Source organism: Polynucleobacter sp. 71A-WALBACH (genome assembly GCF_018882365.1).
Lineage (GTDB): Bacteria > Pseudomonadota > Gammaproteobacteria > Burkholderiales > Burkholderiaceae > Polynucleobacter.
Genome location: NZ_JACVOP010000001.1, coordinates 352,733 through 376,895 on the forward strand (window position 1 = coordinate 352,733; position 24,163 = coordinate 376,895).

Annotated in this window: 24 protein-coding genes and 1 riboswitch; of the genes, 6 read left to right on the forward strand and 18 right to left on the reverse strand. The window is 47.7% G+C overall.

Annotation, left to right across the window (positions count from 1 at the left end; all coding sequences use genetic code 11):
* Nucleotide 1: 1 nt before the first annotated feature.
* Nucleotides 2-910 (reverse strand): complex I NDUFA9 subunit family protein, encoded by a 909-nt coding sequence (locus tag ICN42_RS01755; protein WP_216249998.1) that lies wholly within the window; start codon nt 908-910, stop codon nt 2-4.
* Between the two features lie 23 nt (nt 911-933).
* Nucleotides 934-2,883, reverse strand: coding sequence for a lytic transglycosylase domain-containing protein (locus ICN42_RS01760; RefSeq protein ID WP_216252810.1), 1,950 nt, complete (start codon nt 2,881-2,883; stop codon nt 934-936).
* Nucleotides 2,884-2,938: 55 nt separating this feature from the next.
* Between ICN42_RS01760 and ICN42_RS01765 the strand changes: the two genes are divergently transcribed.
* Nucleotides 2,939-3,571, forward strand: coding sequence for a 5-formyltetrahydrofolate cyclo-ligase (locus ICN42_RS01765; protein WP_216250000.1), 633 nt, complete (start codon nt 2,939-2,941; stop codon nt 3,569-3,571).
* On the opposite strand, the gene metF is transcribed toward ICN42_RS01765, so the two are convergent.
* From metF to metK, 3 genes are all read right to left on the reverse strand, one after another.
* The gene (metF, locus tag ICN42_RS01770) at nt 3,561-4,391 is read right to left on the reverse strand and encodes a methylenetetrahydrofolate reductase [NAD(P)H] (protein ID WP_216250003.1); all 831 of its coding nucleotides are present in this window, start codon (nt 4,389-4,391) and stop codon (nt 3,561-3,563) included. The genes ICN42_RS01765 and metF overlap by 11 nt on opposite strands.
* A gap of 55 nt (nt 4,392-4,446) precedes the next feature.
* Nucleotides 4,447-5,892, reverse strand: coding sequence for an adenosylhomocysteinase (gene ahcY, locus ICN42_RS01775; protein WP_216252813.1), 1,446 nt, complete (start codon nt 5,890-5,892; stop codon nt 4,447-4,449).
* Between the two features lie 61 nt (nt 5,893-5,953).
* Nucleotides 5,954-6,065: riboswitch (S-adenosyl-L-homocysteine riboswitch) on the reverse strand.
* A 78-nt stretch (nt 6,066-6,143) separates the two neighbouring features.
* Nucleotides 6,144-7,310: a methionine adenosyltransferase gene (gene metK, locus ICN42_RS01780; protein WP_216250005.1), complete on the reverse strand. Its 1,167-nt coding sequence runs from the start codon at nt 7,308-7,310 to the stop codon at nt 6,144-6,146.
* A gap of 84 nt (nt 7,311-7,394) precedes the next feature.
* Between metK and ICN42_RS01785 the strand changes: the two genes are divergently transcribed.
* Genes ICN42_RS01785 through dapF form a run of 3 tightly spaced genes read left to right on the forward strand, consistent with a single transcriptional unit; the run spans nt 7,395 to nt 10,214 of the window.
* The gene (locus ICN42_RS01785; protein ID WP_216250007.1) at nt 7,395-8,375 is read left to right on the forward strand and encodes a lysophospholipid acyltransferase family protein; all 981 of its coding nucleotides are present in this window, start codon (nt 7,395-7,397) and stop codon (nt 8,373-8,375) included.
* A 25-nt stretch (nt 8,376-8,400) separates the two neighbouring features.
* Nucleotides 8,401-9,300, forward strand: a complete 900-nt coding sequence (locus tag ICN42_RS01790; RefSeq protein ID WP_216250009.1) for a lipid A biosynthesis acyltransferase — start codon at nt 8,401-8,403, stop codon at nt 9,298-9,300.
* Between the two features lie 59 nt (nt 9,301-9,359).
* Nucleotides 9,360-10,214, forward strand: a complete 855-nt coding sequence (dapF, locus tag ICN42_RS01795; protein ID WP_216252822.1) for a diaminopimelate epimerase — start codon at nt 9,360-9,362, stop codon at nt 10,212-10,214.
* Nucleotides 10,215-10,244: 30 nt separating this feature from the next.
* Here the strand turns inward: dapF and pyrE are convergent, their stop codons facing one another.
* Nucleotides 10,245-10,913, reverse strand: a complete 669-nt coding sequence (gene pyrE / locus ICN42_RS01800) for an orotate phosphoribosyltransferase (protein ID WP_216250011.1) — start codon at nt 10,911-10,913, stop codon at nt 10,245-10,247.
* Nucleotides 10,914-10,921: 8 nt separating this feature from the next.
* Here pyrE and ICN42_RS01805 point away from each other — a divergent pair, with 8 nt between their 5' ends.
* Complete coding sequence (locus ICN42_RS01805) at nt 10,922-11,704, forward strand: exodeoxyribonuclease III (RefSeq protein ID WP_216250018.1); 783 nt, start codon at nt 10,922-10,924, stop codon at nt 11,702-11,704.
* On the opposite strand, the gene ICN42_RS01810 is transcribed toward ICN42_RS01805, so the two are convergent.
* The 12 genes from ICN42_RS01810 to gatC all read right to left on the reverse strand — a co-directional run bounded on the left by ICN42_RS01810 (nt 11,697) and on the right by gatC (nt 23,037).
* Complete coding sequence (locus ICN42_RS01810) at nt 11,697-13,031, reverse strand: MFS transporter (protein ID WP_370625993.1); 1,335 nt, start codon at nt 13,029-13,031, stop codon at nt 11,697-11,699. The two genes, ICN42_RS01805 and ICN42_RS01810, sit on opposite strands and share 8 nt — an antisense overlap.
* Nucleotides 13,024-13,605, reverse strand: coding sequence for a methionine biosynthesis protein MetW (gene metW, locus ICN42_RS01815; protein ID WP_216250029.1), 582 nt, complete (start codon nt 13,603-13,605; stop codon nt 13,024-13,026). The genes ICN42_RS01810 and metW overlap by 8 nt, the downstream gene beginning before the upstream one ends.
* Complete coding sequence (locus ICN42_RS01820; RefSeq protein ID WP_216250031.1) at nt 13,602-14,741, reverse strand: homoserine O-acetyltransferase; 1,140 nt, start codon at nt 14,739-14,741, stop codon at nt 13,602-13,604. Before ICN42_RS01820 ends, metW begins: the two co-directional genes overlap by 4 nt.
* On the reverse strand, nt 14,738-15,394 hold the full coding sequence (gene slmA, locus ICN42_RS01825) for a nucleoid occlusion factor SlmA (protein WP_216250033.1): 657 nt from the start codon (nt 15,392-15,394) through the stop codon (nt 14,738-14,740). The genes ICN42_RS01820 and slmA overlap by 4 nt, the downstream gene beginning before the upstream one ends.
* A gap of 22 nt (nt 15,395-15,416) precedes the next feature.
* Nucleotides 15,417-16,319 carry an acetylglutamate kinase gene (argB, locus tag ICN42_RS01830; RefSeq protein ID WP_216250046.1) on the reverse strand — a complete coding sequence of 301 codons (903 nt, stop codon included), beginning with the start codon at nt 16,317-16,319 and terminating at the stop codon, nt 15,417-15,419.
* A gap of 27 nt (nt 16,320-16,346) precedes the next feature.
* Complete coding sequence (dksA, locus tag ICN42_RS01835; RefSeq protein ID WP_216252826.1) at nt 16,347-16,724, reverse strand: RNA polymerase-binding protein DksA; 378 nt, start codon at nt 16,722-16,724, stop codon at nt 16,347-16,349.
* 224 nt (nt 16,725-16,948) lie between these two features.
* Nucleotides 16,949-18,013, reverse strand: a complete 1,065-nt coding sequence (locus ICN42_RS01840; RefSeq protein WP_216250051.1) for a GTP-binding protein — start codon at nt 18,011-18,013, stop codon at nt 16,949-16,951.
* Nucleotides 18,014-18,077: 64 nt separating this feature from the next.
* Nucleotides 18,078-19,079, reverse strand: a complete 1,002-nt coding sequence (locus ICN42_RS01845; protein ID WP_216250054.1) for a tyrosine recombinase XerC — start codon at nt 19,077-19,079, stop codon at nt 18,078-18,080.
* Nucleotides 19,060-19,734, reverse strand: coding sequence for a DUF484 family protein (locus ICN42_RS01850; RefSeq protein WP_216250057.1), 675 nt, complete (start codon nt 19,732-19,734; stop codon nt 19,060-19,062). The genes ICN42_RS01845 and ICN42_RS01850 overlap by 20 nt, the downstream gene beginning before the upstream one ends.
* A 26-nt stretch (nt 19,735-19,760) precedes the next feature.
* Nucleotides 19,761-21,230 carry an Asp-tRNA(Asn)/Glu-tRNA(Gln) amidotransferase subunit GatB gene (gene gatB / locus ICN42_RS01855; RefSeq protein ID WP_216252828.1) on the reverse strand — a complete coding sequence of 490 codons (1,470 nt, stop codon included), beginning with the start codon at nt 21,228-21,230 and terminating at the stop codon, nt 19,761-19,763.
* Nucleotides 21,230-22,747, reverse strand: a complete 1,518-nt coding sequence (gene gatA / locus ICN42_RS01860) for an Asp-tRNA(Asn)/Glu-tRNA(Gln) amidotransferase subunit GatA (protein WP_216250074.1) — start codon at nt 22,745-22,747, stop codon at nt 21,230-21,232. The genes gatB and gatA overlap by 1 nt, the downstream gene beginning before the upstream one ends.
* Complete coding sequence (gatC, locus tag ICN42_RS01865) at nt 22,744-23,037, reverse strand: Asp-tRNA(Asn)/Glu-tRNA(Gln) amidotransferase subunit GatC (RefSeq protein WP_216250078.1); 294 nt, start codon at nt 23,035-23,037, stop codon at nt 22,744-22,746. Before gatC ends, gatA begins: the two co-directional genes overlap by 4 nt.
* A gap of 62 nt (nt 23,038-23,099) precedes the next feature.
* Here gatC and ICN42_RS01870 point away from each other — a divergent pair, with 62 nt between their 5' ends.
* Entirely contained in the window at nt 23,100-24,143 is a 1,044-nt protein-coding gene (locus ICN42_RS01870; RefSeq protein ID WP_216250081.1) for a rod shape-determining protein, read from the forward strand.
* Nucleotides 24,144-24,163 lie beyond the last annotated feature (20 nt).

Here is a 24,163-nt window from a genome sequence, read left to right on the forward strand (position 1 = left end):
ATTACTGCATACCTTCTAATGTACGCCGACTGATACCAAAAACTTGAGTCAAGGCGTCTACACCATTGAGTGGCAAGATGTTTGGCAGCTGCATTGATGCGATATTGTCGCGGGACATTAAGGTCGGAACTGGTAAGAACTCAAAAGCCAAGGCCTGAAGATAGCCGACAAAAGCAGGTACTGGAATAATCGCACAGCGTGTATTGACCTTGCGCGCAGCAAATTCCACAATTTCTTTCATAGTGTAAACCGTAGGCCCCACCAAATCATAAGACTGATGAATGGTCGATGGCATTTTTAGAGACTTGGTAAATGCAGTAGCTACATCATCCACGCTAACAGGCTGGAACTGTGCTCCAGAGTTTGCCAAAGGCATCGCTGGAAACAACTTCGTTAGCTTGGCGAATAAATTAATAAATTGATCTTGAGCACCAAAGATTACTGAGGGCCTAAAAATAGTCCAGTCTAGATTGCTAGCTTTTACTGCGGCCTCACCGTCCCCCTTGCTGCGCTGATACATTGATGGTCCTTTTGAATCTGCGCCCAATGCACTCATGTGCAGATACCGCTTAAGGCCATGCAACTGCATAGCGGTGATGATATTTTTTGGAAGCTCTACATGAGCCGCCTCAAATACTTTTCCGTAAGGTTGCGCAGGCTTGTCATGCAGCACACCCACTAAATTAATAACTGCGCCACCAGGCTTAATTCGCGAGCAAAGCTCTTGCAAAGAATCAAACTCATGCACATCAGCATCTTCTAAATGCACCTTTGGAAGCATGCGCAATTCACGTGCAGATGCTAAGTGCCTAGTAGGCAGTAAAACGGAATAGCCCTCTGCTTGTAATTGGGCAGCCAAGACTCTGCCTACAAATCCGTTACCACCAATTAGCAGAATGTCATATTTCATAAAACTCCCATGTAGTTGAAATACTAAGGTAGCTCAGATGCGTTTGCCGCCTTAGGAGTGATTACGCCTAAACGCTGTTTTAAAGACTGTGTCTGCCCCTGCATTACCGATGAATAATACGTTGCATTAGCCAAAACATTTTTGACATAAGTTCGCGTCTCATTGAACGGAATAGTTTCCGCAAAAATAGCACCCTCAGTAGGGCTAGTTAGTTTTTCTCGCCAAGTTTTCGAGCGCGAGGGGCCGGCGTTATAAGCAGCTGAAGCCAGAACCCAAGAACCGTCTAAGTCCACCAAGACCATATTCAAGTAATTGCTGCCTAGGGTTAGATTGGTATTGGTATCAGCCAGCTTGTCATTGGTATAGGAGGTCATTCCAATCTTTTTAGCCACATACTTCGCTGTGTTCGGCATGACCTGCATCAAACCCGATGCGCCCACCGAGGAAGAGGCATTCATGATGAAGCGCGATTCTTGACGAATCAGACCATAAGCCCACGCCAAGTTCAAATCAATTTGCTTAGCAATTGGCGATAGCTCATCACGATAGGGGGTTGGGTAACGCAAGCTAAAGTCATGCTCTAACTTGGTACGATCTGCGGTATTCACAACACGGTCGTATAGACCAATGCGCTTAGCGTATTCGGCAGAGGCCAGCAACTGTTTATCAGTCATGTTGCGCAACTCCCAGTTCCACTCGCGATTGCCCTCAAAGCGCAGGTTCATGGCATACAAGCGCTCACCCCTGACAAAACCTTTGCGCTGAGACATGGCCTCGATTTCTGCATCACTGACTTTAGTACGCACGGGGGCATGATTGGACTTGCCCAAATCTTCGCGAGCTAATTGGCCATAGAAATTGTATTGATCAGCAATGAGTTCAAAATTCTCACGCGCTTTCTCATTCTGACCTTCGACCTTCAGTGCGCGCCCATACCAATAGGTCCAAGCAGGATCTTTGCTACGTACCGCAGGATTCATGCCTTCAATGGCATTCTTTACCAACGTCCAATCTTTAGCACGCAAGCCTGCACGCACTTTCCACTCTTGGCTTTCAGTAGAGAGAAGTTCGTTGTAGCCCAAGTCTTGTTGTAGTCGATATGCATCATCCGCATTGGGGTCTAATTTTTTTGCGAGGAACTGGCCAATCACACCCCAAGCTACCGCCTGATTTTCTTTGCTATAGCGAGACGCATTTTGTGAAAAATCTTTAAATGCTTTTGCAGGATCTGCTTTGGCCGCCTTCACGATTTCAGCAATGGGATCTTCACCTCCCAAGCGACGTGACATAGTGTCAAAACCCATCTCACTGGCAGCGCGGCCAATTGCTTTTGCTTCGCTGGGCGTCATACCTCCAGCACCAACTAAAGTAGGCACCAATTCTTGGCAAGCCTGACCAAAATAACGTGGGTCTAATAAAATTGCGCGCGCATCGATCGCTACTTTTGTTGGATTTTCACCTTGCGCCAATTTTGACTGAAGCGAGTAACACTTCACCTGAGTGTCATCATCCAAAACAAACTTGGGGTATTCAGCATCAAAGCGAGACCAATCTTTTCGCTTACCCAAAACGAGCAGCCAATCATTGCGCATACGATCGGCTAGGGCAGTGCCTTGATATTGATTTAGAAAAGCCACTACCTGAGAGTCCGCACTGCTATCGGCTCGGGCGCCACCAGCACTATCAAATAGCTGGGGCTTGATGCGGAAATAAGCTACGTAATCGTCATACGGGTAATTAGAGAGGCTGGCAGCCAAGGTTTGCGAACGAGTCACATCATTTCTTTTGGCAGCTTCACGCAGCTCTATAAAAGTACGATCGCCTTCGGTGATCTCAAAGGCTGAGATTCTGCTTTCTTTTGCAGGGATGGTTTTCTTGGATTTCTCTGCAAAAATGCTGGGCGCAGAAACTAGGAGGGTCAGAAATAGAATCCGGCCCACTGTTTTTTGCCAACCACTAAAAACACCAAACATCTTTTTCACCGTCTTGCCTTATCGATTTACTATATCTCTTAATTTTCGCCTGATAATGGCCTCTATGCACGGCAATTCTCCAAAAACGCTTCGGCAGGACTTGCTAGCCCAAAGAAAACAGTTTGTGGGCAGCGCAAGCTATGCCACGACACAAGCAACCATCTTGGCCAATCTGACCCACTTTCTAGCCGATTACGATGAGAAAGTTCAATCTATTGCCCTGTATTGCCCCATACAAGATGAGCTAGATCTCAGGCCAACTTTATTGACTTGGGCTAAGAGTAAAGCAGATAAAACGCTAGCCCTTCCTTTTGCACGTCCTGACAAGCATTTGGAGTTTTACACCTGGCAGGAGGCTGACCTGCTGATTCCAAGTCGCCACGGCGTGCCAGAGCCTGACCCTAACAACCCCCGTAGATCTCAGGTCGTTCCAGACTGCATTTTGATTCCTTGCGTAGGCTGGTCAGAATCTACAGCAGGTGAGAAAACACAGTATTGGCGACTGGGTTATGGTGGCGGCTATTTTGACCGCACCTTAGCTCAATTACGCAAAGCCAAACCAAACCTACTGTGTGTCGGTATAGGCTTTAATTGGCAAAAGTTAAATGATGCGCAGTGGCAGGCTCAAACGCATGATGAGCCTCTGGACGCCATGCTGACTGAGTCAGGCTTAGTAATTACTTACTAAGACTTAAATTATCCGCAATAGCTAGAACAGCGTCTGCTTGATTCAGTGAATAGAAGTGCAAACCTGGCGCACCCGCAGTCAAGAGCTGATCACAAAGATCCGTTACCACCTCCTCACCAAATGCACGAATAGAAGCAGTGTCATCACCGTAAGATTGCAAACGCAAGCGAATCCAACGCGGTATCTCCGCGCCACAAGTATCCGAGAAGCGCAGTAGTTGAGTGCTATTGGTAATCGGCATGATTCCAGCAATAACTGGCTGAGTAACGCCTAAGTCATAAGCCTCATCCACAAAACGGAAGTAGGCATCGCTATTATAAAAATACTGAGTCACCGCTGAATTGGCTCCAGCCTTCATCTTTTGCACAAAGAAATCCACATCAGTTGCTGGCGACTTGGCTTGAGGATGACATTCTGGATATGCAGCTACATCAATGTGAAACCAATCACCAGTTTCTGCGCGAATAAATTCCACTAATTCGTTAGCGTGATGGAACTCACCATACTGGCCCATGCCAGATGGTAAGTCGCCACGTAAAGCCACAATACGTTTAACGCCTAATGCTTGGTATTGCTTCAACATCTCACGCACGCTTTCACGTGAGCTACCAACACAAGATAAGTGTGGGGCAACCGCTGCGCCTGCAGCATGAATATCACTTACCACCTTTAATGTGCCAGATTGAGTAGAGCCACCAGCACCAAAGGTCACAGAATAAAAAGCGGGCTTGAGCGTTTCACTAAAACGCTCGCGCACGAGATGCAGCTTGCTCTCACCTTCAGGTGTTTTTGGAGGGAAGAATTCAACGCTTAATTCCATGATCTTGGGCCTGTATCTCTATTTCTCTATTGAACAATGTATAGCAAGGAGCAGATTAATAACGATAGTGGTCAGCCTTATAAGGGCCTTGCTTCGTTACACCAATATAGGAGGCTTGCTGATCAGACAATACAGTTAACACCGCATTCAAGGTCTTGAGCTGCAAACGAGCAACCTTCTCATCCAAATGCTTAGGCAAGGTGTAAACACCAACTGGGTATTTATCTGTACCCACTGCATTCCACAATTCGATCTGCGCAATCACTTGGTTTGCAAATGAAGAGCTCATCACATAAGAAGGGTGTCCAGTTCCACAACCGAGGTTAACTAAACGGCCTTTAGCCAAGATGATGATGCGCTTCTCAGGATTACCATTAGCTGCTGGGAAAATCACGTGATCTACTTGTGGCTTAATTTCTTCCCACTTGTATTTCTCGATACCAGCAACATCTATCTCGTTATCAAAGTGGCCAATATTACAAACAATAGCTTGGTTCTTCATCTTAGCCATATGGTCATGCGTAATCACATGGTAATTACCCGTTGCTGAAACAAAGATATCCGCCTTGTCTGCAGCGTAGTCCATTGTGACGACACGGTAGCCTTCCATCGCCGCTTGCAATGCGCAGATAGGATCAACTTCAGTAACCCAAACTTGAGCAGATAAAGCGCGCAAAGCTTGAGCTGAGCCCTTGCCCACATCGCCATAACCACAAACTACTGCAACCTTACCGGCAACCATGACATCAGTAGCACGCTTGATCGCATCAACCAAAGACTCGCGGCAACCATAAAGATTGTCGAACTTACTCTTGGTAACAGAATCGTTCACGTTAATCGCTGGGAACTTCAAATCGCCTTTTGCAAACATTTGATACAAGCGATGAACGCCAGTAGTGGTTTCTTCTGTAACGCCTTTTACTTTTTCTAAGCGCGTGGAATACCAAGTTGGGTCTTGCGCCAATTTCTTTTTAATGGCTGCGAACAAAATAGTTTCTTCTTCGCTGGTTGGGTGATTCAAGCAAGCCTGATCTTTTTCAGCACGGGCACCGAGGTGCAATAGCAAAGTAGCATCGCCACCGTCATCCAAAATCATATTGGTGAAGCCGCCATCCGCCCACTCAAAGATGCGGTGGGTGTAATCCCAATACTGCTCAAGAGTTTCACCTTTGATCGCAAATACAGGTGTGCCGTTAGCAGCAATCGCTGCAGCAGCGTGATCTTGTGTGGAGAAAATATTGCATGATGCCCATTGCACTTCAGCGCCAAGGGCCTCTAGAGTCTCGATCAATACCGCGGTTTGAATGGTCATGTGTAATGAACCAGTAATACGTGCGCCACGCAGTGGCTGCTGTGATGCGAACTCATCACGAATCGCGATAAGGCCTGGCATTTCAGTTTCGGCAATCGCGATTTCTTTACGACCAAAGTCAGCCAAAGAAATATCGGCAATAGCGCAACGGGTTGCTACAAAGTTGTTTAAATCGGAAACGGTACTCATGAATGCTCCAGCTAAATACGATCCAATGCTGGAGTAGAAACTCGCTAGCCATTGAATCATGGGTTAGCGAGCGCAGTTGCAATTAGCAAACTCTGGGATTACCTAGGAGTCCACTCCCTTCAAGCCTGGGGAAACACTGGTTCTCAGCATTCCTTGCAACGCTCCTTGAAGGTATGGCGAAATTGTAATCAATTTCGCCATATTTCGCCTCAATACAAAACAAACTGCCAATTTACTGCTTAGAAAGCAGATTACAAGCCAGCAGCTGCACGCAATGCAGGCGCCTTATCGCACTGTTCCCAAGTAAATTCCGGTTCTTCACGGCCAAAGTGCCCATAAGCAGCGGTCTTGCGATAAATCGGACGCAAGAGGTTCAACATCTTGACGATGCCTTTTGGACGCAGGTCAAAGTGCTCGGATACCAGTTGCGCAATCTTCTCATCAGAGATCTTCCCAGTGCCAAAGGTGCTTACCATCACTGAAGTTGGTTTAGCCACACCAATCGCATAAGAGATCTGAATCAAGCACTTGCTTGCCAAACCTGCGGCCACTATGTTCTTCGCCACATAACGACCAGCATAAGCAGCGGAACGGTCAACCTTAGAGGGGTCCTTGCCTGAGAACGCGCCACCACCGTGAGGAGCCGCACCGCCGTAGGTATCCACAATGATCTTACGACCTGTCAGACCACAGTCGCCTTGCGGGCCGCCGATAACAAATCGACCTGTTGGGTTTACTAAGAAATTAATAGCGCCCTTGATCAAATGCTTTGGCAATACTGGTTTGATAATTTCTTCGATCACTGCTTCGCGCAATTTCTCAAGAGAAATTTCTTCATCATGTTGTGTCGAGAGCACAACAGTGTCGATCGAGTCAGGCTTACCATCCACATAACGCAAGGTCACTTGAGACTTTGCATCTGGGCGCAACCAGTTCAAACGGCCATCACGGCGCAATTGAGATTGACGCTCTACTAAGCGGTGTGACAAATGAATTGGCAAAGGCATGAGTTCGGTAGTCTCATCGCAAGCGTATCCAAACATCAACCCTTGGTCACCAGCGCCTTGGTCTAGGCCGTCATCGTGCGCTTTGTCTACGCCCTGAGCAATGTCAGGACTTTGCTTGTCATAAGCAACTAATACAGCGCAACCTTTGTAATCGATACCATAGTCAGTATTGTCGTAACCAATTTCACGCAAAGTATTACGCGCTACTTGGATGTAATCCACATTGGCGTTCGTAGTAATCTCGCCAGCCAAAACTACCAAGCCGGTATTACACAAAGTTTCTGCAGCAACACGTGCTGTTGGGTCCTGAGCTAGGATTGAATCCAAGATAGCATCAGAAATTTGATCTGCTACTTTATCGGGGTGACCTTCAGAAACAGATTCTGAGGTAAAGAAGTAATCATTTGCCATTGCATATTCCTTTAAAAAATTAACACGATCTAAGGGACAACTCGACGTGCCAGGAACTACAACGGCGACGCTTTAGCAGAATTTATGAATCGCCCTGCAAGTTGCCTTAACTCAGCGATAGACGAATTCTATCCGACAAACACCTTATTCATCAAGTCAAACGTGAAATTTGGCCCTAGCGCCAGCATTGAATATCATGAGAGGGTGCGCAAACTCCTTCTCAAGCTAACCCTCGCTGCAATAGCGGTATTGCCCCTATTCCTAGTTCAGGCGATTGGGGCTGCTTTAGGGATATTGGCCTATCTAGGCTCAAAGCAATATCGATCACTTTTTCGCCCTCAATACGAGGCCGTTGTTAAAAGCCATCATCTACCCCTACAAATCTGGAGCGCGGCAGCGGCTTCAGGACAACTCTTTTCAGACAGTCTATGGATTTGGCGAAATCCAGCTAAGGCCATCAAACTGGTTGAAGTGCAAGACTGGGACATAGTCGAGACTGCTATTAATGAAGGTCATGGCTTAGTCATGCTCACACCCCACCTGGGTGGCTTTGAGATTATCCCCAGGGTGTTAGCTCAGCACTTCCCCGCCACCATCCTGTATCGACCCTCACGCCAAGAATGGCTGAACGAAGTAGTGGAAGAGGGTCGCGCTTATCCCAATATGCATTTCGTACCCACCAACCTGAATGGCGTGCGTCAAATGACGCGGGCGCTGACACGCGGAGAAGCTATTGGCATTCTTCCCGATCAAGTCCCCAGCGGCGGTGAAGGGGTTTGGGTACCCTTCTTTGGGCGCCCCGCTTACACCACGCCACTGCCAGCACGCCTAGCTAATCGGAACAACACGCCAGTCGTCATGTTTACCGCCAAACGTAAAGGCCTTGGTAAGGGTTGGCTCATGCAGGCGAAGAGACTGGAACCACTTTCCGAGGATTCTACTATTGCAGCCGCTGAGCTCAATGTCGCAATTGAAAATGCAATCTTGCTTGCGCCCAATCAATTTATCTGGGCCTATAACCGCTATAAGCACCCCAGCGGAGCAGAATTACCTCCAAGCCCTTAGTTAATAAATTTATAATTTATTCAACATGGCCTGGCTACAAAACGTATTTAATTTTCTGGCGCTTAATCTGTTGCGCCTTTTTGCATTTTTACCCTACAGCCTCACTATTTATGTTGGCTACGGTCTTGGCTGGCTAGCAGCCCATATTCCGAATGAACGCGCCAAGGTTGTAAAAACCAACCTGCGCCTCTGCTTTCCCAATCTGAGTAAAGACGAAATTGAGGCCCTTGCGCTAGAGCACTGGAAATTATTTGGACGCAGCGTGATGGAGAGAAGTCGTATTTGGCTTGGTAGCGGGAAACAGATTACCGACATCGTCGCCATCAACTCTGCAATTACGCTAGGTGATCGGAAGCCACGACTTTTAATCAACCCCCACTTTGTTGGGCTTGAGGGTGGCTTCATGGCGCTTTCTGTTTTAGCCAGTCAGCATGATTGGCCACGCGGTGCAGGTCTCTATCAAAATATGAAGAACCCCTTCTTTAATCAGAAGATGATTGAATGGAGAAATCGTTTTGGCGGTAAATCAATTGAGCGGCAAAGTCGCTTACGAGATTTGATACGTGAAATCCAAACGGGCAACTTTATTTTTATTGCGCCCGACATTGACCTAGGGCCGCGCGACTCTGTTTTTGTTCCCTTCTTTGGAATCCAAACTAATACGATCACTTCAGTTTCACGTTTAGCCAGACTCAGTGGTGCGGAGGTCTGCCTCATGACGACCACTTTAAATCCTGATCGTATGGGGTATACCTGCAACATCAGCGCACCACTTCCGAATTTTCCAACGGATGATGTAACGGCTGATACTGCCCGCCTGAACAAATACATCGAAGACCTTGTTCGAGAAAGGCCGGCAGAGTACTATTGGGTACACAAACGCTTCAAACATCGGCCGCCTGGCGAGCCCAGCCTTTACAACTAATTGGAATTCTTTTGAGTACGCATTTAAATAAGTCCACACGCACATTACGCTTCACTAAAATGCATGGTGCCGGCAATGATTTCATTGTGCTCAATGGCATTGATCAAGATCTCAGCAACATCACTCAGGAGCAATGGCAAAAACTAGCTCATCGCCAGTTTGGTATTGGTGCCGATCAAATTCTGATTGTTGAAAAGGCCACGCGCCCTGATGCTGATTTTCGTTATCGCATCTTTAATTCCGATGGGGGCGAGGTTGAACAATGCGGCAATGGATCACGTTGCTTTGTACGCTTTGTACTCGACCAAAGCTTATCAACAAAAAACCCTTTACGCGTAGAGGTTGCGCATACCGTTCTTACCCTAAGGTCTCATGAAGACGGCCAGGTGGAAGTGGATATGGGCGCTCCTATTTTTGAACATAGCAAAATTCCATTTAATGCAGACGGCCTGGCCAGCAAACAAGAGTTTCATGAAATGCTCTACGCGCTACCGATTGCCACGCCTGCCACGCACGACAGCTGGATTGGCGTGGTCTCGATGGGTAATCCCCATGCAGTACAAGTAGTAGGTGATGTCGATAGCGCACCGGTACTCGAAGAGGGTCCATCAATCGAGAAAGATCCTGCTTTTCCAAAGCGAGTAAATGCGGGTTATATGCAAGTTTTGAATCGCAACGAAATCAAGTTAAGGGTATATGAGCGCGGTGCTGGCGAGACTCTCGCTTGCGGCACTGGTGCATGCGCTGCGGTAGTGTCGGGTATTCGTCGTGGCCTACTGAGCTCACCAGTCAAAGTACATACCCGTGGTGGCGATTTACAGATTGCGTGGGGTGGCATGATCAATGAAGTCGCACAGCCTGTCATCATGACTGGCCCAGCAGTTACTGTATTTGAAGGTGAAGCAAGCATCTAAAGAGCGGTGCTACTGTACCTGCCCTTGAGATTAAATGCCGTATTTCTCACGATAAGCTTTTACTGCAGGTAAATACGTTGTTAACTCGGAATTACTTGAGTTGGTTAAGAAGGCCATCAAGTCTGCCAAGTTTGCAATCGCTACTACTGGCAATCCAAATTCTTGCTCCACCGCTTGTACCGCTGACTTATCGCCAATCTCTGTAGCAGTCCCTGACTTTTCCATACGATCAAGCGCAATCAATACTGCCGCTGGCTCGGCGCCAGCATCTCGGATTAACTTCACAGACTCTCTGACCGAAGTCCCAGCAGAAATTACATCATCAATGATGACTACCCTACCCTTGACCGGAGCACCTACCAATGAGCCGCCCTCGCCATGATCCTTGGCTTCCTTACGGTTATAGGCATAAGGCACATTACGACCCGCATCTGCTAAAGCAATTGCAGTGGCAGCGGCCAAGGTAATCCCTTTATAGGCGGGTCCATAGAGCATGTCGTATTCAAGACCAGATTCTTGCAAAGCTTTAGCGTAATAGCGGCCCAGCGCACTTAAACGGGCGCCATCATTAAATCCACCCGCATTAAAGAAATAAGGAGAAAGGCGGCCGGCTTTAGTTTTAAACTCCCCAAACGACAAAACATTTGCCTCCAGGGCAAATTGAATGAAGTTATCTTGATTAGAATTTTTTGAGCTCATAGGCCTATATGTTACGCATCATTTCTGCCAACCTCAACGGTATCCGCTCTGCGGTCAAAAAAGGCTTCTTGCCTTGGGTTGTAAAACAAAAGGCAGACTTTGTCTGTATGCAAGAGCTCAAGGCTCAACAGGATGAGCTGGAAGATGCCGTTCTTAATCCAGATGGCCTGCACGGCTTCTTTCATCATGCAGAAAAAAAGGGCTATAGCGGTTGCGGCATCTATACCCCACATAAGCCCGATGAGGTGCTCTATGGCTACGGCAATCCAGAATTTGATGCTGAAGGTCGCTACGTAGAGGCTAGATTCAAAAAGCTGTCAGTGATCTCGGTATACATGCCCTCGGGCTCAAGCTCTCCTGAAAGGCAGGAGGCTAAGTATCGCTATCTAGATTCTTTCTTACCGCATCTAGTTGAGCTTAAAAACTCAGGGCGCGAGATTGTGCTGTGTGGAGACGTCAATATTGCCCACAATGAGATTGACCTCAAAAACTGGAAAGGCAATCTCAAGAACTCGGGATTTTTGCCAGAGGAGCGTGCCTGGCTTACCAATCTATTCACTAAGGTTGGCTATGTGGATGTGTATCGCAAATTAGAGCCAGAAGCGACCGAGGCCTGCTACACCTGGTGGAGTAATCGTGGCCAAGCATATGCAAAAAATGTAGGTTGGCGCATCGACTATCACATCACCACCCCTGGGATTGCAGCTAGCGCTAAAAATACCGCCATTTATAAGGATGAGCGCTTTTCAGACCATGCGCCACTCACGGTAGATTACGACTGGTCTATTTAGCAACCTGAGAGTCGTGTTTTTTAAATTCGACCACTTTGAAGTGAATGGTGAGCCAAATCAGAATTAAGACTGGCGCGCCAATAATCGCGGTACTGATGAAAAAGCTTGAATAACCGAAAGCATTTACAAAGACGCCAGAGAACCCTGCCAACCACTTGGGCAATAAGAGCATCATCGAGCTAAACAATGCGTACTGCGTTGCGGAATACTGAATATTGGTCAATGCAGATAGGAACGCTATGAACGCTGCCGTTGCAATTCCGGAACTCAGGTTGTCAGCGGAGATTACCCATATCAGACCATGCAAGTCATGGCCCTGTGTAGCAAGCCAAGCAAATAACAAATTGCTAACAGCCGATAAAATTGCCCCCAGAAATAAAATGCGCATCACCCCAAAGCGCAAAGTGAGCACGCCACCAACGAATGCACCGACCAATGTCATCACCACACCAAAGACCTTGCTAACCGCAGCAACCTCATCTTTGGTGTAACCCATATCAACGTAAAACGGATTAGCCATAATGCCCATCACCACATCGCTAATCCGATAGATGGCGATTAAGGACAAAATTAAAATAGCGTGCCAGCCATAGCGCTTAATAAAGTCCGCAAATGGTTCAATCAAAGTTTGATGCAGCCATGCTTTTGCATTGCGGGCTTTAGCAAGCTCAACACGCACTGGCTCCCTACTAAACAAGGTAGTAATGACACCCACACCAATCGAGAGAGCCATACAAAGATAGGCAAATTGCCAGGCAGCTGGATCATAGCCAGCGACACTAGATTCAGCGCGAGCAGCTAACCAGAGAACGCCGGCACCAGACCAAATTAAGGCCAATCGATAGCCCGTTTGATAGGTGGCGGCTAGGGCTGCTTGATGATCACTATCGGCGGACTCAATCCGAAAAGCATCTAATGCGATATCTTGGGTTGCAGAGCCGAAGGCAACGAGGAGTGCGCACCACACAATCGGAGTGAGCTGAACCTTAGGATCAATACTGGCCATACCTACCAGCCCAAGAACAATGAGTAGCTGCGCAAAGAGCAACCAGCTCCGCCTTCTACCAAATAATGTTGATAACAAGGGAATGGGAAGTCGATCCACTAAAGGAGCCCACATCCACTTAAAAGCGTAAATCAAGCCTACCCAGGTAAGGTAGCCAATAGTGCTGCGATCAATGCCCGCTTCTCTCAACCAAAAACTGAGCGTTCCTAAAATTAGTAGTAGGGGTAGGCCTGCAGAGAAGCCCAAGAAGAGCATTCGGAGGCAAGGCCATTCGAGATAAACCCGAAAATCTTTTGCCCAGGACTGAAGCTTACTAAGCACGTCGAACGCGGAACAGCGCTAGGCTTCCAAAAAGATTCGGCATCAAAGTCACTTGTCGCCCCTCATGCAAAATGCATTGGTCCAAAATCCGCAATCCTAGGCTCGAGGCTAATTTTTCAAAATCGGCTACGGTGAGAACGCGCACATTGGGGGTGTTGTACCACTGGTATGGCAAGCTTTTAGAAACTGGCATGCGACCAAAGCCTACGGCTAGGCGGTGTGACCAATGCCCAAAATTCGGGAAGGAAACAATGGATTCCTTGCCAACTCGGACCACTTCACGCAAGATCTTTTCAGTTTCATGAATCGTTTGCAATGTTTGCGAGAGCACAACCGTATCAAAGCTATTATTCTCAAATAAAGCTAGGCCACCCTCTAGGTTTTGCTGAATGACGTTCAAACCTTTTTGTACGCAAGAAAGTACGCGTGCATCATCAATTTCAACTCCGTAAGCATGAACGGGTTTTTGTTTTTGCAAATACTCTAGGAAGCTGCCGTCACCACAACCAAGATCCAGCACTTCGCTATTGGGCGCAATCCAGTTGGCTATTGCGGCAAAGTCAGCGCGCTTCATGATTTGGCCTCTAGCATTTGTTCAAAATAAGCGCGAATCAAATTGTGATACCGAGAGTCATCCAATAAGAAAGCATCGTGCCCATGCGGTGCATCAATCTCCGCATAACTTACTTCACTCTTATTGCTAAGCAAAGACTCCACAATCTCGCGACTGCGGTTTGGGGGGAAGCGCCAATCTGTGCAAAAGCTTACAACTAAAAATTTGGCTTGCACTTCGGCTAGGGCGCGGTTCAAGCTGCCACCATAACGACGAGAGGGGTCGAAATAATCCAATGCCCTAGTAATCAGTAAATAGGTATTGGCGTCAAAGTAAGTGGAAAACTTATCGCCTTGATGGCGCAAATAGCTCTCAACCTCAAATTCGACATCGAAGCTAAAGCGATAGTCTTGAGATTCGCCATTGGGCCTTTGTAGCTCGCGCCCAAACTTTTCCGCCATATCATCGTCAGATAAATAGGTGATATGCCCAACCATGCGAGCCAATTTTAGGCCGCTCTTGGGAACTACGCCATGCTCGTAGTAATTGCCGCCATGAAAATCTGGATCAGACAAAATGGCATTACGCGCCACTTCATTAAACGCAATATTCTGTGCACTCAGTTTTGGTGTGGATGCAATTACCAAGCAATGCCCGAGGCGCTTTGGAAACTGAATTGACCAAGCCAATGCCTGCATACCGCCTAAGCTCCCGCCCATTACAGCAGCAAAACGGCGAATGCCTAACTTATCAGCCAAGCGCGCTTGGGTATTTACCCAATCTTCAACCGTAATCACCGGGAAGTCTGCGCCATAAGGTTTGCTAGTAGCGGGATTGATGCTCATTGGGCCTGTAGATCCAAAACAAGACCCCAAGTTGTTAACGCCAATGACAAAGAAGTGATCAGTATCAACAGGCTTGCCCGGTCCAATCATGTTGTCCCACCAACCAATATCGCTAGCATCATCAGGATTAGGGCCAGCTACATGGTGAGAGGCATTTAATGCATGGCAAACCAGCACAGCATTACTTTTATCGGCATTGAGCTTGCCGTAAGTTTCAATAACTAAATCGTAGCCCGATAAAATGGCGCCACTCTGCAAAGGCAAGGGCTCGGCAAAGTGGATAGTGTTTCTAGAGAGATGTAGCTCGCTCATTCGGACAGAAGAATACGAAGACTAATATCAGATGCTTCAGTTGGAAGCTTCTTAAAGCCACTACGAGCAAAGCGATGCCAGCGACCCAAGACATAACTCATCAACATCGCTGCGCGAATACTGACTTCATCTTGAGATACATTTGCCCACGCACCACCCTGAGATTGAGCAATACGTAGCGCCTGCTTTATAGATGCCTCGACTCGATCGAGCACTTGAGTAATGCGCTCTTGCAAGCGGTCATCCTCTTGCAATAAAGCATCGCCCAAAAGAACGCGAGTCATACCGGGATTTTTTTCAGCAAAGAATAGAAGCATTTGCAACATGCCACGAGCTTGCGCAAGACCAGATTCTTCTTTTTGATTAATTTGATTAATCAAACCAAATACAGTTTGCTCAATAAACGAAATCAAGCCCTCAAACATTTGCGCCTTACTAGCAAAGTGTCGGTAAAGCGCTGCTTCTGAAACTTGGATTTTTGCCGCCAAGGCCGCAGTAGTTACGCGCTCACCCTTGGGGTTTTGCAACATCTCTGCCAGCACTTGCAGAATCTGCAGGCGACGCTCACCTGGGCGCGGACGCTTACGTGTCTTACCCTCATCAGCAACTGTGGCTTCGATTTCTGACGAGGAAGAATCTAAAGAATCACGCATGTATGTATCTCTTGTTAAATTCTTAACGCGAGCGGATCATCGTTCCAAATGCTTGCTCTGTCAGAATCTCCAACAGTAAAGAGTGCTCGATTCGTCCATCAATAATGTGAACCGAATTCACCCCACTCTTTGCTGCATCCAATGCAGAAGAAATCTTTGGTAACATCCCGCCGGAAATCGTGCCATCAGCAAATAGGCCATCAATTTCACGAGCCGTTAGATCTGTTAAGAGCGTGCCATTTTTATCCATCACACCAGGAATATTAGTCATCATGACCAACTTCTCTGCATGCAAAATCTCTGCCATCTTCCCAGCTACCAAGTCAGCATTAATGTTGTACGCTTGACCCTCTTCGCTAAATCCAATTGGGGAGATCACCGGAATAAAGGCGTCGTCTTGCAATGCCTTAACTACCGCCGGATTAATTGCTTCAATCTCACCGACAAAACCTAAATCAATGGTTCCGCCAGCTTTCTTTTCATCGGCAACTAACATCTTCTTAGCGCGAATTAAACCACCATCTTTACCAGTCAAGCCAACTGCCTGACCACCAAAGTGGTTAATCAACATCACGATGTCTTGCTGCACTTCGCCACCGAGAACCCATTCGACCACTTCCATGGTTTCTTCGTCGGTCACTCGCATACCTTGAATAAAGGTGCCAGTCTTACCAATCTTCTTAAGAGCCTCATCAATTTGCGGGCCGCCACCATGCACTACTACTGGATTCATTCCGACCAGCTTAAGCAAGATGACATCACGCGCAAAACTTTCCTTCAAGCGCTCTTCCACCATGGCATTTCCGCCGTACTTAATCACAATGGTTTTACCGTGATAAGCGCGAATATAGGGCAAAGCCTCGGCCAAAATCTCCGCCTTTAATAAAGGAGGGATCTCACTAATAGATGGGGATTGCTTAGTCATTGCTACTTTTATATTCGATCTAGTAAATTAATCGCCAAACAACTTTTGACGAAGTTCGCGACGCTCTTGCGCCTCAAGAGAGAGATTGGCTGTCGGGCGTGCAATTAAACGGTTTAAGCCAATCGGCTCACCAGTTTCTTCGCACCAACCATAATCACCAGACTCAATACGGGCCAAAGCCTGCTCTACTTTTTTCAATAGTTTGCGCTCACGATCACGCGTGCGTAATTCAAGAGCATGCTCTTCTTCAATCGTTGCACGATCCGCAGGATCGGGAACCAAAATGTTTTCACGTAAATGCTCTGTAGTCTCAGAGGCATTTTTCAAAATATCGTTTTTTAAGGTCTGAAGCTTTTGACGGAAAAAATCCAACTGAGCCGCATTCATATAGTCCTTCTCGGACATCTTGAGCAATTCAGCTTCTGTTAAAGGCGCACCCTTAACAACCTTAGCGCTTGCAGCCTTACTAGGGGCCTTTGCTGTAGCTGTAGATTTCGTTGGTGTTTTTACCGTCATTTCATTCTTTCCATGGGTTTGAACCATTATTACTTCATTCTGCCAAAGTTTTACTGCACTTTTGCCAATATTCATCAATATTGGCCGTGGCGCCGGATTGTACTTGAAATTCCCTAGGCCAAACAGCCCTCAAGCCCAGCCAGCAGGGTATCTTTAGGCAAATCTATCCCAATAAAGACCATGCGGGTTTGCTTGGGTTCTGTACCCCATAAACCAGCCATATCACTCCCCATCATCTGATGGACGCCCTGAAACACCACTTTTCGGTTACTTCCCTTCACATATAGGACGCCCTTGTAACGCAGCATCTTTTCTCCAAAGACCTCCAAAATGCCCCCAAGGAAGTCTTCCAATTTTTTATGATCAAAGGGTTTATCACTACGAAAAACGAAGGATTGGATGCGGTCAGTATGGCCAGAATGATCGTGATGATCATGACTATGGTCGTGTCCGCAAGTACTGTGGTCGTGGTGATCATGACTATGGTCATGACCACAATTAGCGTGGTCATGGTCGTCTTGCCCTAGAAAATGAGGGTCTATATCGAGTTTGGCATTTAAATTAAAGCCCTTGAGATCCAAAACAGCATCTAAAGGCACCACTCCTTTAGAAATTCCCTGAATTGGAGCGCGGGGGTTCATGTGCATCAAACGATTGCGTAAGGCATCTACTTCAGAGGGTGTCACTAAATCTGTCTTAGTAATAAATATTTGATCGGCAAAGCCTACTTGGCGCTGCGCTTCTTCATGCTCGGTCAGTTGCTGTGGGCCATGTTTAGCATCTACAAGAGTAACTACCGCATCCAATACGTAGTGATCCGCGACATCATCGTCCATAAAGAATGTTTGGGCCACGGGACCTGGATTAGCAACCCCAGTAGTCTCAATGACTACGCGATCAAAGCTGATCTTTTTATCTTTCCGCTGCTCCCAGAGTGAATTGAGCGCTTCAACTAAGTCGCCTCGAATGGTGCAACAAATACAACCATTGCTCATTTGCACAATATTTTCTTGATTGTCTTGAACTAAGATGTCGTTGTCGATATTCTCTTCGCCGAACTCGTTTTCAATCACGGCAATTTTTTTACCATGTTCTTCCGTCAAAATATGTTTGAGCAAAGTTGTTTTGCCGCTACCCAAAAAGCCTGTGAGAATTGTTACCGGAATTAATGCCATCATTGATCCAATCAAAATCTATAAATACATTCCCCCAAATGGGAAGCCTTCTATCTTACCGAGTTCCTCAGGCTTTGCCAGCCTTTGCGCGAGGATGGGCTTTATCGTATGCCTGCGCTAGGTGCTGAAAATCCAAAGAGGTGTAAATCTGAGTGCTAGCAATACTGGCATGACCCAGCATCTCCTGCACCGCCCGCAAATCCTGGGACGATTGCAAAACATGGCTAGCGAAGCTATGGCGCATCATGTGCGGGTGCACATGGGTTGGCAGGCCCGCCCTCATTGCCAGAGTTCTTAGGCGAGCTTGAACTGTCCGAGGTGATAAACGCGCCCCGGTAGCTGATATAAATAAAGCGATTGATACATCCGCTTGCTCCAGCTGATCGCGAACCGCACGCCAGACCTTAAGAGATTGCATCGCTGGTCCACCAATAGGAACTGAGCGACGTTTTCCACCCTTACCCAATACCGTCACTTCCGCAGCATCCCAATCCAACCAGCCAGCAGACTCATGCTGACGATCCTTACTTTGTATTACATCAATGCCAAGTAGTTCTGATAAACGCAGACCGGAGGAATACAGTAAATCAATGATCGCGGCATCACGCACCGTTTCTAGATCTTGCTTTTCTTCAGCCTCTTTAACTGCTTGATTAACCAAGGCAAGCGCCTGCTCAACTGAAAGCGCTTTAGGTAAAGACTTCAAACGTTTTGGCGCTTTCACATCATCAACGGGGTTAGCAATGAGATTGGCGGTCACTCTTCCTGCTTGCGCATCACGGCGCGCATCTTTCTCGGTCAACCAGTCATACCAGCCCCGCCAAGCTGAAAGAGCTCTGGCAATGGTGCGAGAAGACTTTCCTTTTGAGTGCAAACGACCAGCCCAACGACGTACATGAGCATTAGTGACTTTCAATAACTCCACCGCATCATCTGTTGCAAGTGCCTGCAACTCAGCAAGATCCATACGATACGCTTTTAGCGTATGCGGTGAGAGCTGCCTCAATACATGCAGCTCGTGCAAATACTCTTGCACCAAGGGGTGAATATCAGCTGGTACTTGGCTCATAAGCCTGGATACGATCCAACGCTGCAGCAGTTAGCTCGGCAATTTGACGCAAATAGAATGCGCCCATATCTGCAGTAAAACGGGATTCATCTTTACTCGCCAACAAAAGTACTGCTGGTGATTGCACTGCACCGATACTTTTGCCTAATGGCAAGCCAATGGCTACCATGCTTTGCCACTCAGGATCGATGCTCGCTTGAGTTGCCAACAAATCTACACTTGCTGCAGCTAGCTCTTTAGCGGAGCCACATAGAGGCGTATCTATCCAGGGGCCAAATGCCGTATTTGGTGACAGGAGTTGCGCTGACTCCACTTCAAATACTTCCGCCAAACCAGCGGTTACTGCAGACTCAACATCTGCTTTTGTGTTGGCACGCATCAGGCGTAACAACCAAGCGACCAGGCTTTGCTGAGTCTTGTCATTCCGACTGCCAAAGTGAAGCATCTCACTCAAGCGACGATTGAGCTCTTGGTTTTGCGTGCGCAACAAAGTCATTTGGCGCTCTTGTAAAGAAATTGCGCGATCTTCATGTGGATGCTTCAGGCGAATCTCATTTAAGAGATTGGCATAGCGCTCAAAGAAACCAGGGGTAGCACGCAACCACTCCGCCACCAATTCCTCTTGTTCGGCCTGCTTAGGATCAATTGCGCTCATCTATTTCTTTCTCAATTAACTTGGTATTAGCCCAGCTTTTTACGCAGTAGCTCATTTACTTGGCCTGGATTGGCTTTGCCTTGGGAGGCTTTCATAATCTGGCCTACCAAAGCATTGAATGCTTTTTCTTTACCAGAGCGGAACTCTTCAACAGACTTTTCATTGGCTGCCAATACCTGATCAATCATGGCCTCTAGCTCACCACTATCGCTAATTTGCTTTAAACCTTTAGCATCAATCACTTGATCAACAGTGCTAATGGCTTTACCAGCGATCGCCTCCTCCCACAAAATCGCAAAGATATCTTTTGCGATCTTATTAGAAATGGTGCCATCTGCAACGCGAGTTAATAGCGGCGCTAAATGTTCAGCCTTCAAGGGCGCATCTGCAGTAGCAATTCCAGCGCGATTTAATGATGAAGCGAGCTCACCCGCAATCAGGTTAGCCGCAGCCTTTGCCAAAGACTTGCCAACAATGGCAAGCAGCTCTTCAAATACTTTTGCAGTGTCGCGATCTTGCGTGAGCAATTGCGTATCGTAGGCGCTTAAGCCAAATTCGCCTTGCCACTGTTCGCGAAGTTGCGCCGGCAACGCTGGCATCTTGCTGCGTACATCGGCAATCCATGCATCGTCAATCACAACTGGTAACAAATCCGGATCAGGAAAATAGCGATAGTCGTTTGCATCCTCTTTGCTGCGCATGCTACGAGTTTCTTGACGATCAGGATCATATAAGCGAGTTTCTTGAATGACTGTGCCGCCGTCTTCAATCAGCTCAATTTGCCTGCGCACTTCGTATTGAATCGCCTCTTCCAAAAAGCGGAAGGAGTTCAAGTTTTTAATCTCGCAACGTGTACCGAATTCTTTTTGACCAAGCGGGCGAACAGACACGTTGGCATCGCAACGGAAAGAGCCCTCTTGCATGTTGCCATCACAGACTCCGAGCCAGACCACTAGGGTATGAAGTGTTTTCGCGTAAGCTACTGCTTCAGCAGCGCTACGCATCACTGGCTCAGTCACAATTTCTAGCAATGGTGTGCCCGCACGATTTAAGTCGATACCACTGGATGCTTCGCCGTGCGGACCCAGAAAGCCCTCTTCGTGTACTGACTTCCCTGCATCCTCTTCCATATGGGCGCGCGTGAGCTCAACCACCATAACTTGATCGCCGACCAAGATCTCTAGCTGCCCTCCAACGACTACGGGGAGCTCCATCTGGCTGATCTGATATCCCTTCGGCAGGTCAGGATAGAAATAATTCTTGCGTGCAAAAATGCTCGCCGGTGAAATCTTCGCGCCCACCGCCAATCCAAAACGAATGGCATGCTCAACCGCCTGACGATTTAGCACGGGCAAAACACCAGGCAAAGCCAAATCGACCGCACATGCTTGGGTATTTGGACCTGCTCCAAAGCGCGTACTTGCACCACTAAAAATTTTCGATTGTGTTTGTAATTGCGCGTGGGTCTCAAGACCAATAACGATTTCCCATTGCATCATGCCACCTCGCTTGCTTGACGCAGATGCCAGTCACTATTTTGCTGATATTGATGCGCCACTTGAAGTAAGCGCGCTTCAGAAAAGTAATTACCAATGAGCTGCATACCGATAGGCAATTTGTTTGAATTAAATCCACAAGGAACACTCATCGCCGGTAGTCCCGCTAAATTCGTGGAGAGCGTGTAAATATCTTCTAGATACATTTGCACTGGATCTTTTGATTTTTCACCTAAGCGCCATGCAACATCAGGTGCGACAGGCCCCAAGATCACATCGCACTTTTCAAATGCCGCCTGGAAGTCGGCCGCAATGATGCGACGAATTTTTTGAGCCTGCAAATAATAAGCGTCGTAATAACCATGACAAAGCACATAGGTGCCAACCAAGATCCTGCGCTTGACTTCCGCACCAAATCCTTCGGTACGTGATTTCTTATACATGTCTGATAAATCGCGGTATTCATTTGCGCGGTGCCCGTAACGCACCCCATCAAAGCGACTCAAATTACTTGAGGCTTCGGCTGGAGCCAACACGTAATACACCGGAATGGATAGCTTAGTTTTTGGCAGACTAACTTCTAGCAACTCTGCACCCAAATCTTGTAATGCTTTTGCTGCAGCGTTGACTGCGTTAGCCACTTCTTCTGCGAGGCCTTCGGCAAAGAATTCTTTTGGCAGCCCAACGCGCAAGCCCTCTAATGGTTTTGCTGAATTGGAGCTACCCTCTTTCCAATTTTGCGTGAGATAGCGACCATAATCCTCACCAGAATCAGCCAGAGAGGTAGAGTCCCGCGGATCATGGGAAGACATTGCCGTTAGCAACAGGGCGCAATCTTCGGCAGTCTTGCCCATTGGGCCAGCCTGATCCAAAGAGGATGCATAGGCGATCATCCCATAGCGAGATACGCGCCCGTAACTTGGCTTGATTCCAGTCAGCCCACAAAAAGCGGCTGGCTGACGGATAGAGCCGCCAGTATCGGTGCCTGTTGCAATTGGAGCTAATCCTGCAGCTACTGCCGCTGCAGAGCCGCCAGATGAGCCGCCAGCAACATATTCTGAATTCCAGGGATTGAGGACTGGGCCATATGCTGAATTCTCATTAGAGGAGCCCATCGCAAACTCATCCATATTGGTTTTGCCAAGGCAAACCATGCCGGCACCATTGGGATTAAGTTCGTCTGGAATTCCGAGATTCGACACTACTGCAGCATCAAATGGGCTGAGGTAGCCTTCGAGCATTTTGGACGCGGCGGTCGACTTCCAGCCACGCGTCACAAAGACATCTTTATGGGCAACTGGAATACCCGTCAATTTTCCACCCTTACCGGATGATAATATCGCATCCGCTTTAGCTGCTTGCTCTAAACTTAAGCGAGCACTTACATCAAGGTATGCATTCCAGCGTTTTCCAGCTTCAATACGATCCAAAAAGTACTTGGTTAGCTCTGTGCTGGAGACCTCTTTTGCAGCCAATGCCTTGGCCATTAGGGCGATGGGGGTTTGGTGCCAGCTCATTCGATCACCCGCGGCACTAAGAAGTAACCATCCTGCACAGCAGGGGCGGATTGCATGTTTTCGGCTCGGTGGTCGGTTTCGGTAACCACATCGCTACGCAAAGGTTGTGCCAAATCACGCAAAAAGAGTATGGGGTGAGCCAAGGGGGCAAGACCGCTTGTGTCGACGGCCTGCATCTCCTCAACTAAGGCAAAAACTGCCTGTAATTGGGGCAAAACTGCCTCGGCTTCTGCTTGACTTAACTCAAGACTGGAAAGGTGCGCAATGCGCTGGACATCATCAAGTTTCATGGGGCGCTAGAGTATCATTCCTATATATATTTTTTAACACTTACTTATTTTCCCACTACATCATGTTTGGTTTTTTCCGCACCTACTTTTCCAATGACCTGGCCATCGACCTGGGTACCGCCAACACCTTAATTTACATGCGTGAACGGGGTATTGTGCTTGATGAACCGTCAGTTGTGGCAATTCGCACTGAAGGTGGTCCAAATGGCAAAAAAACCATTTTGGCCGTTGGAAAAGAAGCAAAAGCGATGTTGGGGCGCGTTCCTGGGAATATTGAGGCGATTCGCCCTATGAAAGACGGTGTTATTGCCGATTTCACCATTACCGAGCAAATGCTCAAGCAATTCATCAAACTGGTGCACGAGAGCAAGCTATTGAAGCCAAGCCCACGCATCATTATTTGCGTTCCTTGCGGCTCCACCCAAGTTGAGCGTCGCGCAATTCGCGAATCCGCCTTGGGTGCAGGCGCATCACAGGTATTTCTGATCGAAGAACCAATGGCTGCAGCAATTGGTGCAGGTCTGCCAGTTTCCGAAGCGGCTGGCTCGATGGTTGTCGACATTGGTGGCGGCACAACTGAAGTTGGTGTGATGTCATTGGGCGGTATGGTTTACAAAGGCTCTGTTCGTGTTGGCGGCGATAAGTTTGACGAAGCAATCACAAACTACATTCGTCGTAACTACGGCATGTTGATCGGCGAGCAAACTGCCGAGTTAATTAAGAAAACTATTGGGTCTGCATTCCCAGGGCAAGAAGTGCGTGAGATGGAAGTAAAGGGTCGCAATCTTTCTGAAGGTATTCCACGTAGCTTCACTGTTACAAGTAATGAAGTGCTCGAGGCCTTGACTGATCCATTGAATCAAATCGTGACAGCAGTTAAAGCAGCATTGGAACAAATTCCTCCTGAGCTTGCATCTGACATCGCCGAACGCGGCATGATGTTGACCGGTGGCGGCGCACTATTGCGCGACCTCGATCGCCTGCTCCTTGAAGAAACTGGTCTGCCAATTCATGTTGCAGAAGATCCCCTCACTTGCGTCGCTCGTGGTTGCGGCATTGCCTTAGAGCGCATGGACAAGCTGGGTGGCGTGTTCTCACAAGAGTAATTGACTTAAGCGTCGATTAG

What these genes read in the sequence shown, in the direction of transcription:
- ICN42_RS01755 (WP_216249998.1), bottom strand. Translation starts at nt 910, where the DNA reads ATGAAATATGACATTCTGCTAATTGGTGGTAACGGATTTGTAGGCAGA.
- ICN42_RS01760 (WP_216252810.1), bottom strand. Translation starts at nt 2,883, where the DNA reads ATGTTTGGTGTTTTTAGTGGTTGGCAAAAAACAGTGGGCCGGATTCTA.
- ICN42_RS01765 (WP_216250000.1), top strand. Translation starts at nt 2,939, where the DNA reads ATGGCCTCTATGCACGGCAATTCTCCAAAAACGCTTCGGCAGGACTTG.
- metF (WP_216250003.1), bottom strand. Translation starts at nt 4,391, where the DNA reads ATGGAATTAAGCGTTGAATTCTTCCCTCCAAAAACACCTGAAGGTGAG.
- ahcY (WP_216252813.1), bottom strand. Translation starts at nt 5,892, where the DNA reads ATGAGTACCGTTTCCGATTTAAACAACTTTGTAGCAACCCGTTGCGCT.
- metK (WP_216250005.1), bottom strand. Translation starts at nt 7,310, where the DNA reads ATGGCAAATGATTACTTCTTTACCTCAGAATCTGTTTCTGAAGGTCAC.
- ICN42_RS01785 (WP_216250007.1), top strand. Translation starts at nt 7,395, where the DNA reads ATGAATCGCCCTGCAAGTTGCCTTAACTCAGCGATAGACGAATTCTAT.
- ICN42_RS01790 (WP_216250009.1), top strand. Translation starts at nt 8,401, where the DNA reads ATGGCCTGGCTACAAAACGTATTTAATTTTCTGGCGCTTAATCTGTTG.
- dapF (WP_216252822.1), top strand. Translation starts at nt 9,360, where the DNA reads ATGCATGGTGCCGGCAATGATTTCATTGTGCTCAATGGCATTGATCAA.
- pyrE (WP_216250011.1), bottom strand. Translation starts at nt 10,913, where the DNA reads ATGAGCTCAAAAAATTCTAATCAAGATAACTTCATTCAATTTGCCCTG.
- ICN42_RS01805 (WP_216250018.1), top strand. Translation starts at nt 10,922, where the DNA reads ATGTTACGCATCATTTCTGCCAACCTCAACGGTATCCGCTCTGCGGTC.
- metW (WP_216250029.1), bottom strand. Translation starts at nt 13,605, where the DNA reads ATGAAGCGCGCTGACTTTGCCGCAATAGCCAACTGGATTGCGCCCAAT.
- ICN42_RS01820 (WP_216250031.1), bottom strand. Translation starts at nt 14,741, where the DNA reads ATGAGCGAGCTACATCTCTCTAGAAACACTATCCACTTTGCCGAGCCC.
- slmA (WP_216250033.1), bottom strand. Translation starts at nt 15,394, where the DNA reads ATGCGTGATTCTTTAGATTCTTCCTCGTCAGAAATCGAAGCCACAGTT.
- argB (WP_216250046.1), bottom strand. Translation starts at nt 16,319, where the DNA reads ATGACTAAGCAATCCCCATCTATTAGTGAGATCCCTCCTTTATTAAAG.
- dksA (WP_216252826.1), bottom strand. Translation starts at nt 16,724, where the DNA reads ATGTCCGAGAAGGACTATATGAATGCGGCTCAGTTGGATTTTTTCCGT.
- ICN42_RS01840 (WP_216250051.1), bottom strand. Translation starts at nt 18,013, where the DNA reads ATGATGGCATTAATTCCGGTAACAATTCTCACAGGCTTTTTGGGTAGC.
- ICN42_RS01845 (WP_216250054.1), bottom strand. Translation starts at nt 19,079, where the DNA reads ATGAGCCAAGTACCAGCTGATATTCACCCCTTGGTGCAAGAGTATTTG.
- ICN42_RS01850 (WP_216250057.1), bottom strand. Translation starts at nt 19,734, where the DNA reads ATGAGCGCAATTGATCCTAAGCAGGCCGAACAAGAGGAATTGGTGGCG.
- gatB (WP_216252828.1), bottom strand. Translation starts at nt 21,230, where the DNA reads ATGCAATGGGAAATCGTTATTGGTCTTGAGACCCACGCGCAATTACAA.
- gatA (WP_216250074.1), bottom strand. Translation starts at nt 22,747, where the DNA reads ATGAGCTGGCACCAAACCCCCATCGCCCTAATGGCCAAGGCATTGGCT.
- gatC (WP_216250078.1), bottom strand. Translation starts at nt 23,037, where the DNA reads ATGAAACTTGATGATGTCCAGCGCATTGCGCACCTTTCCAGTCTTGAG.
- ICN42_RS01870 (WP_216250081.1), top strand. Translation starts at nt 23,100, where the DNA reads ATGTTTGGTTTTTTCCGCACCTACTTTTCCAATGACCTGGCCATCGAC.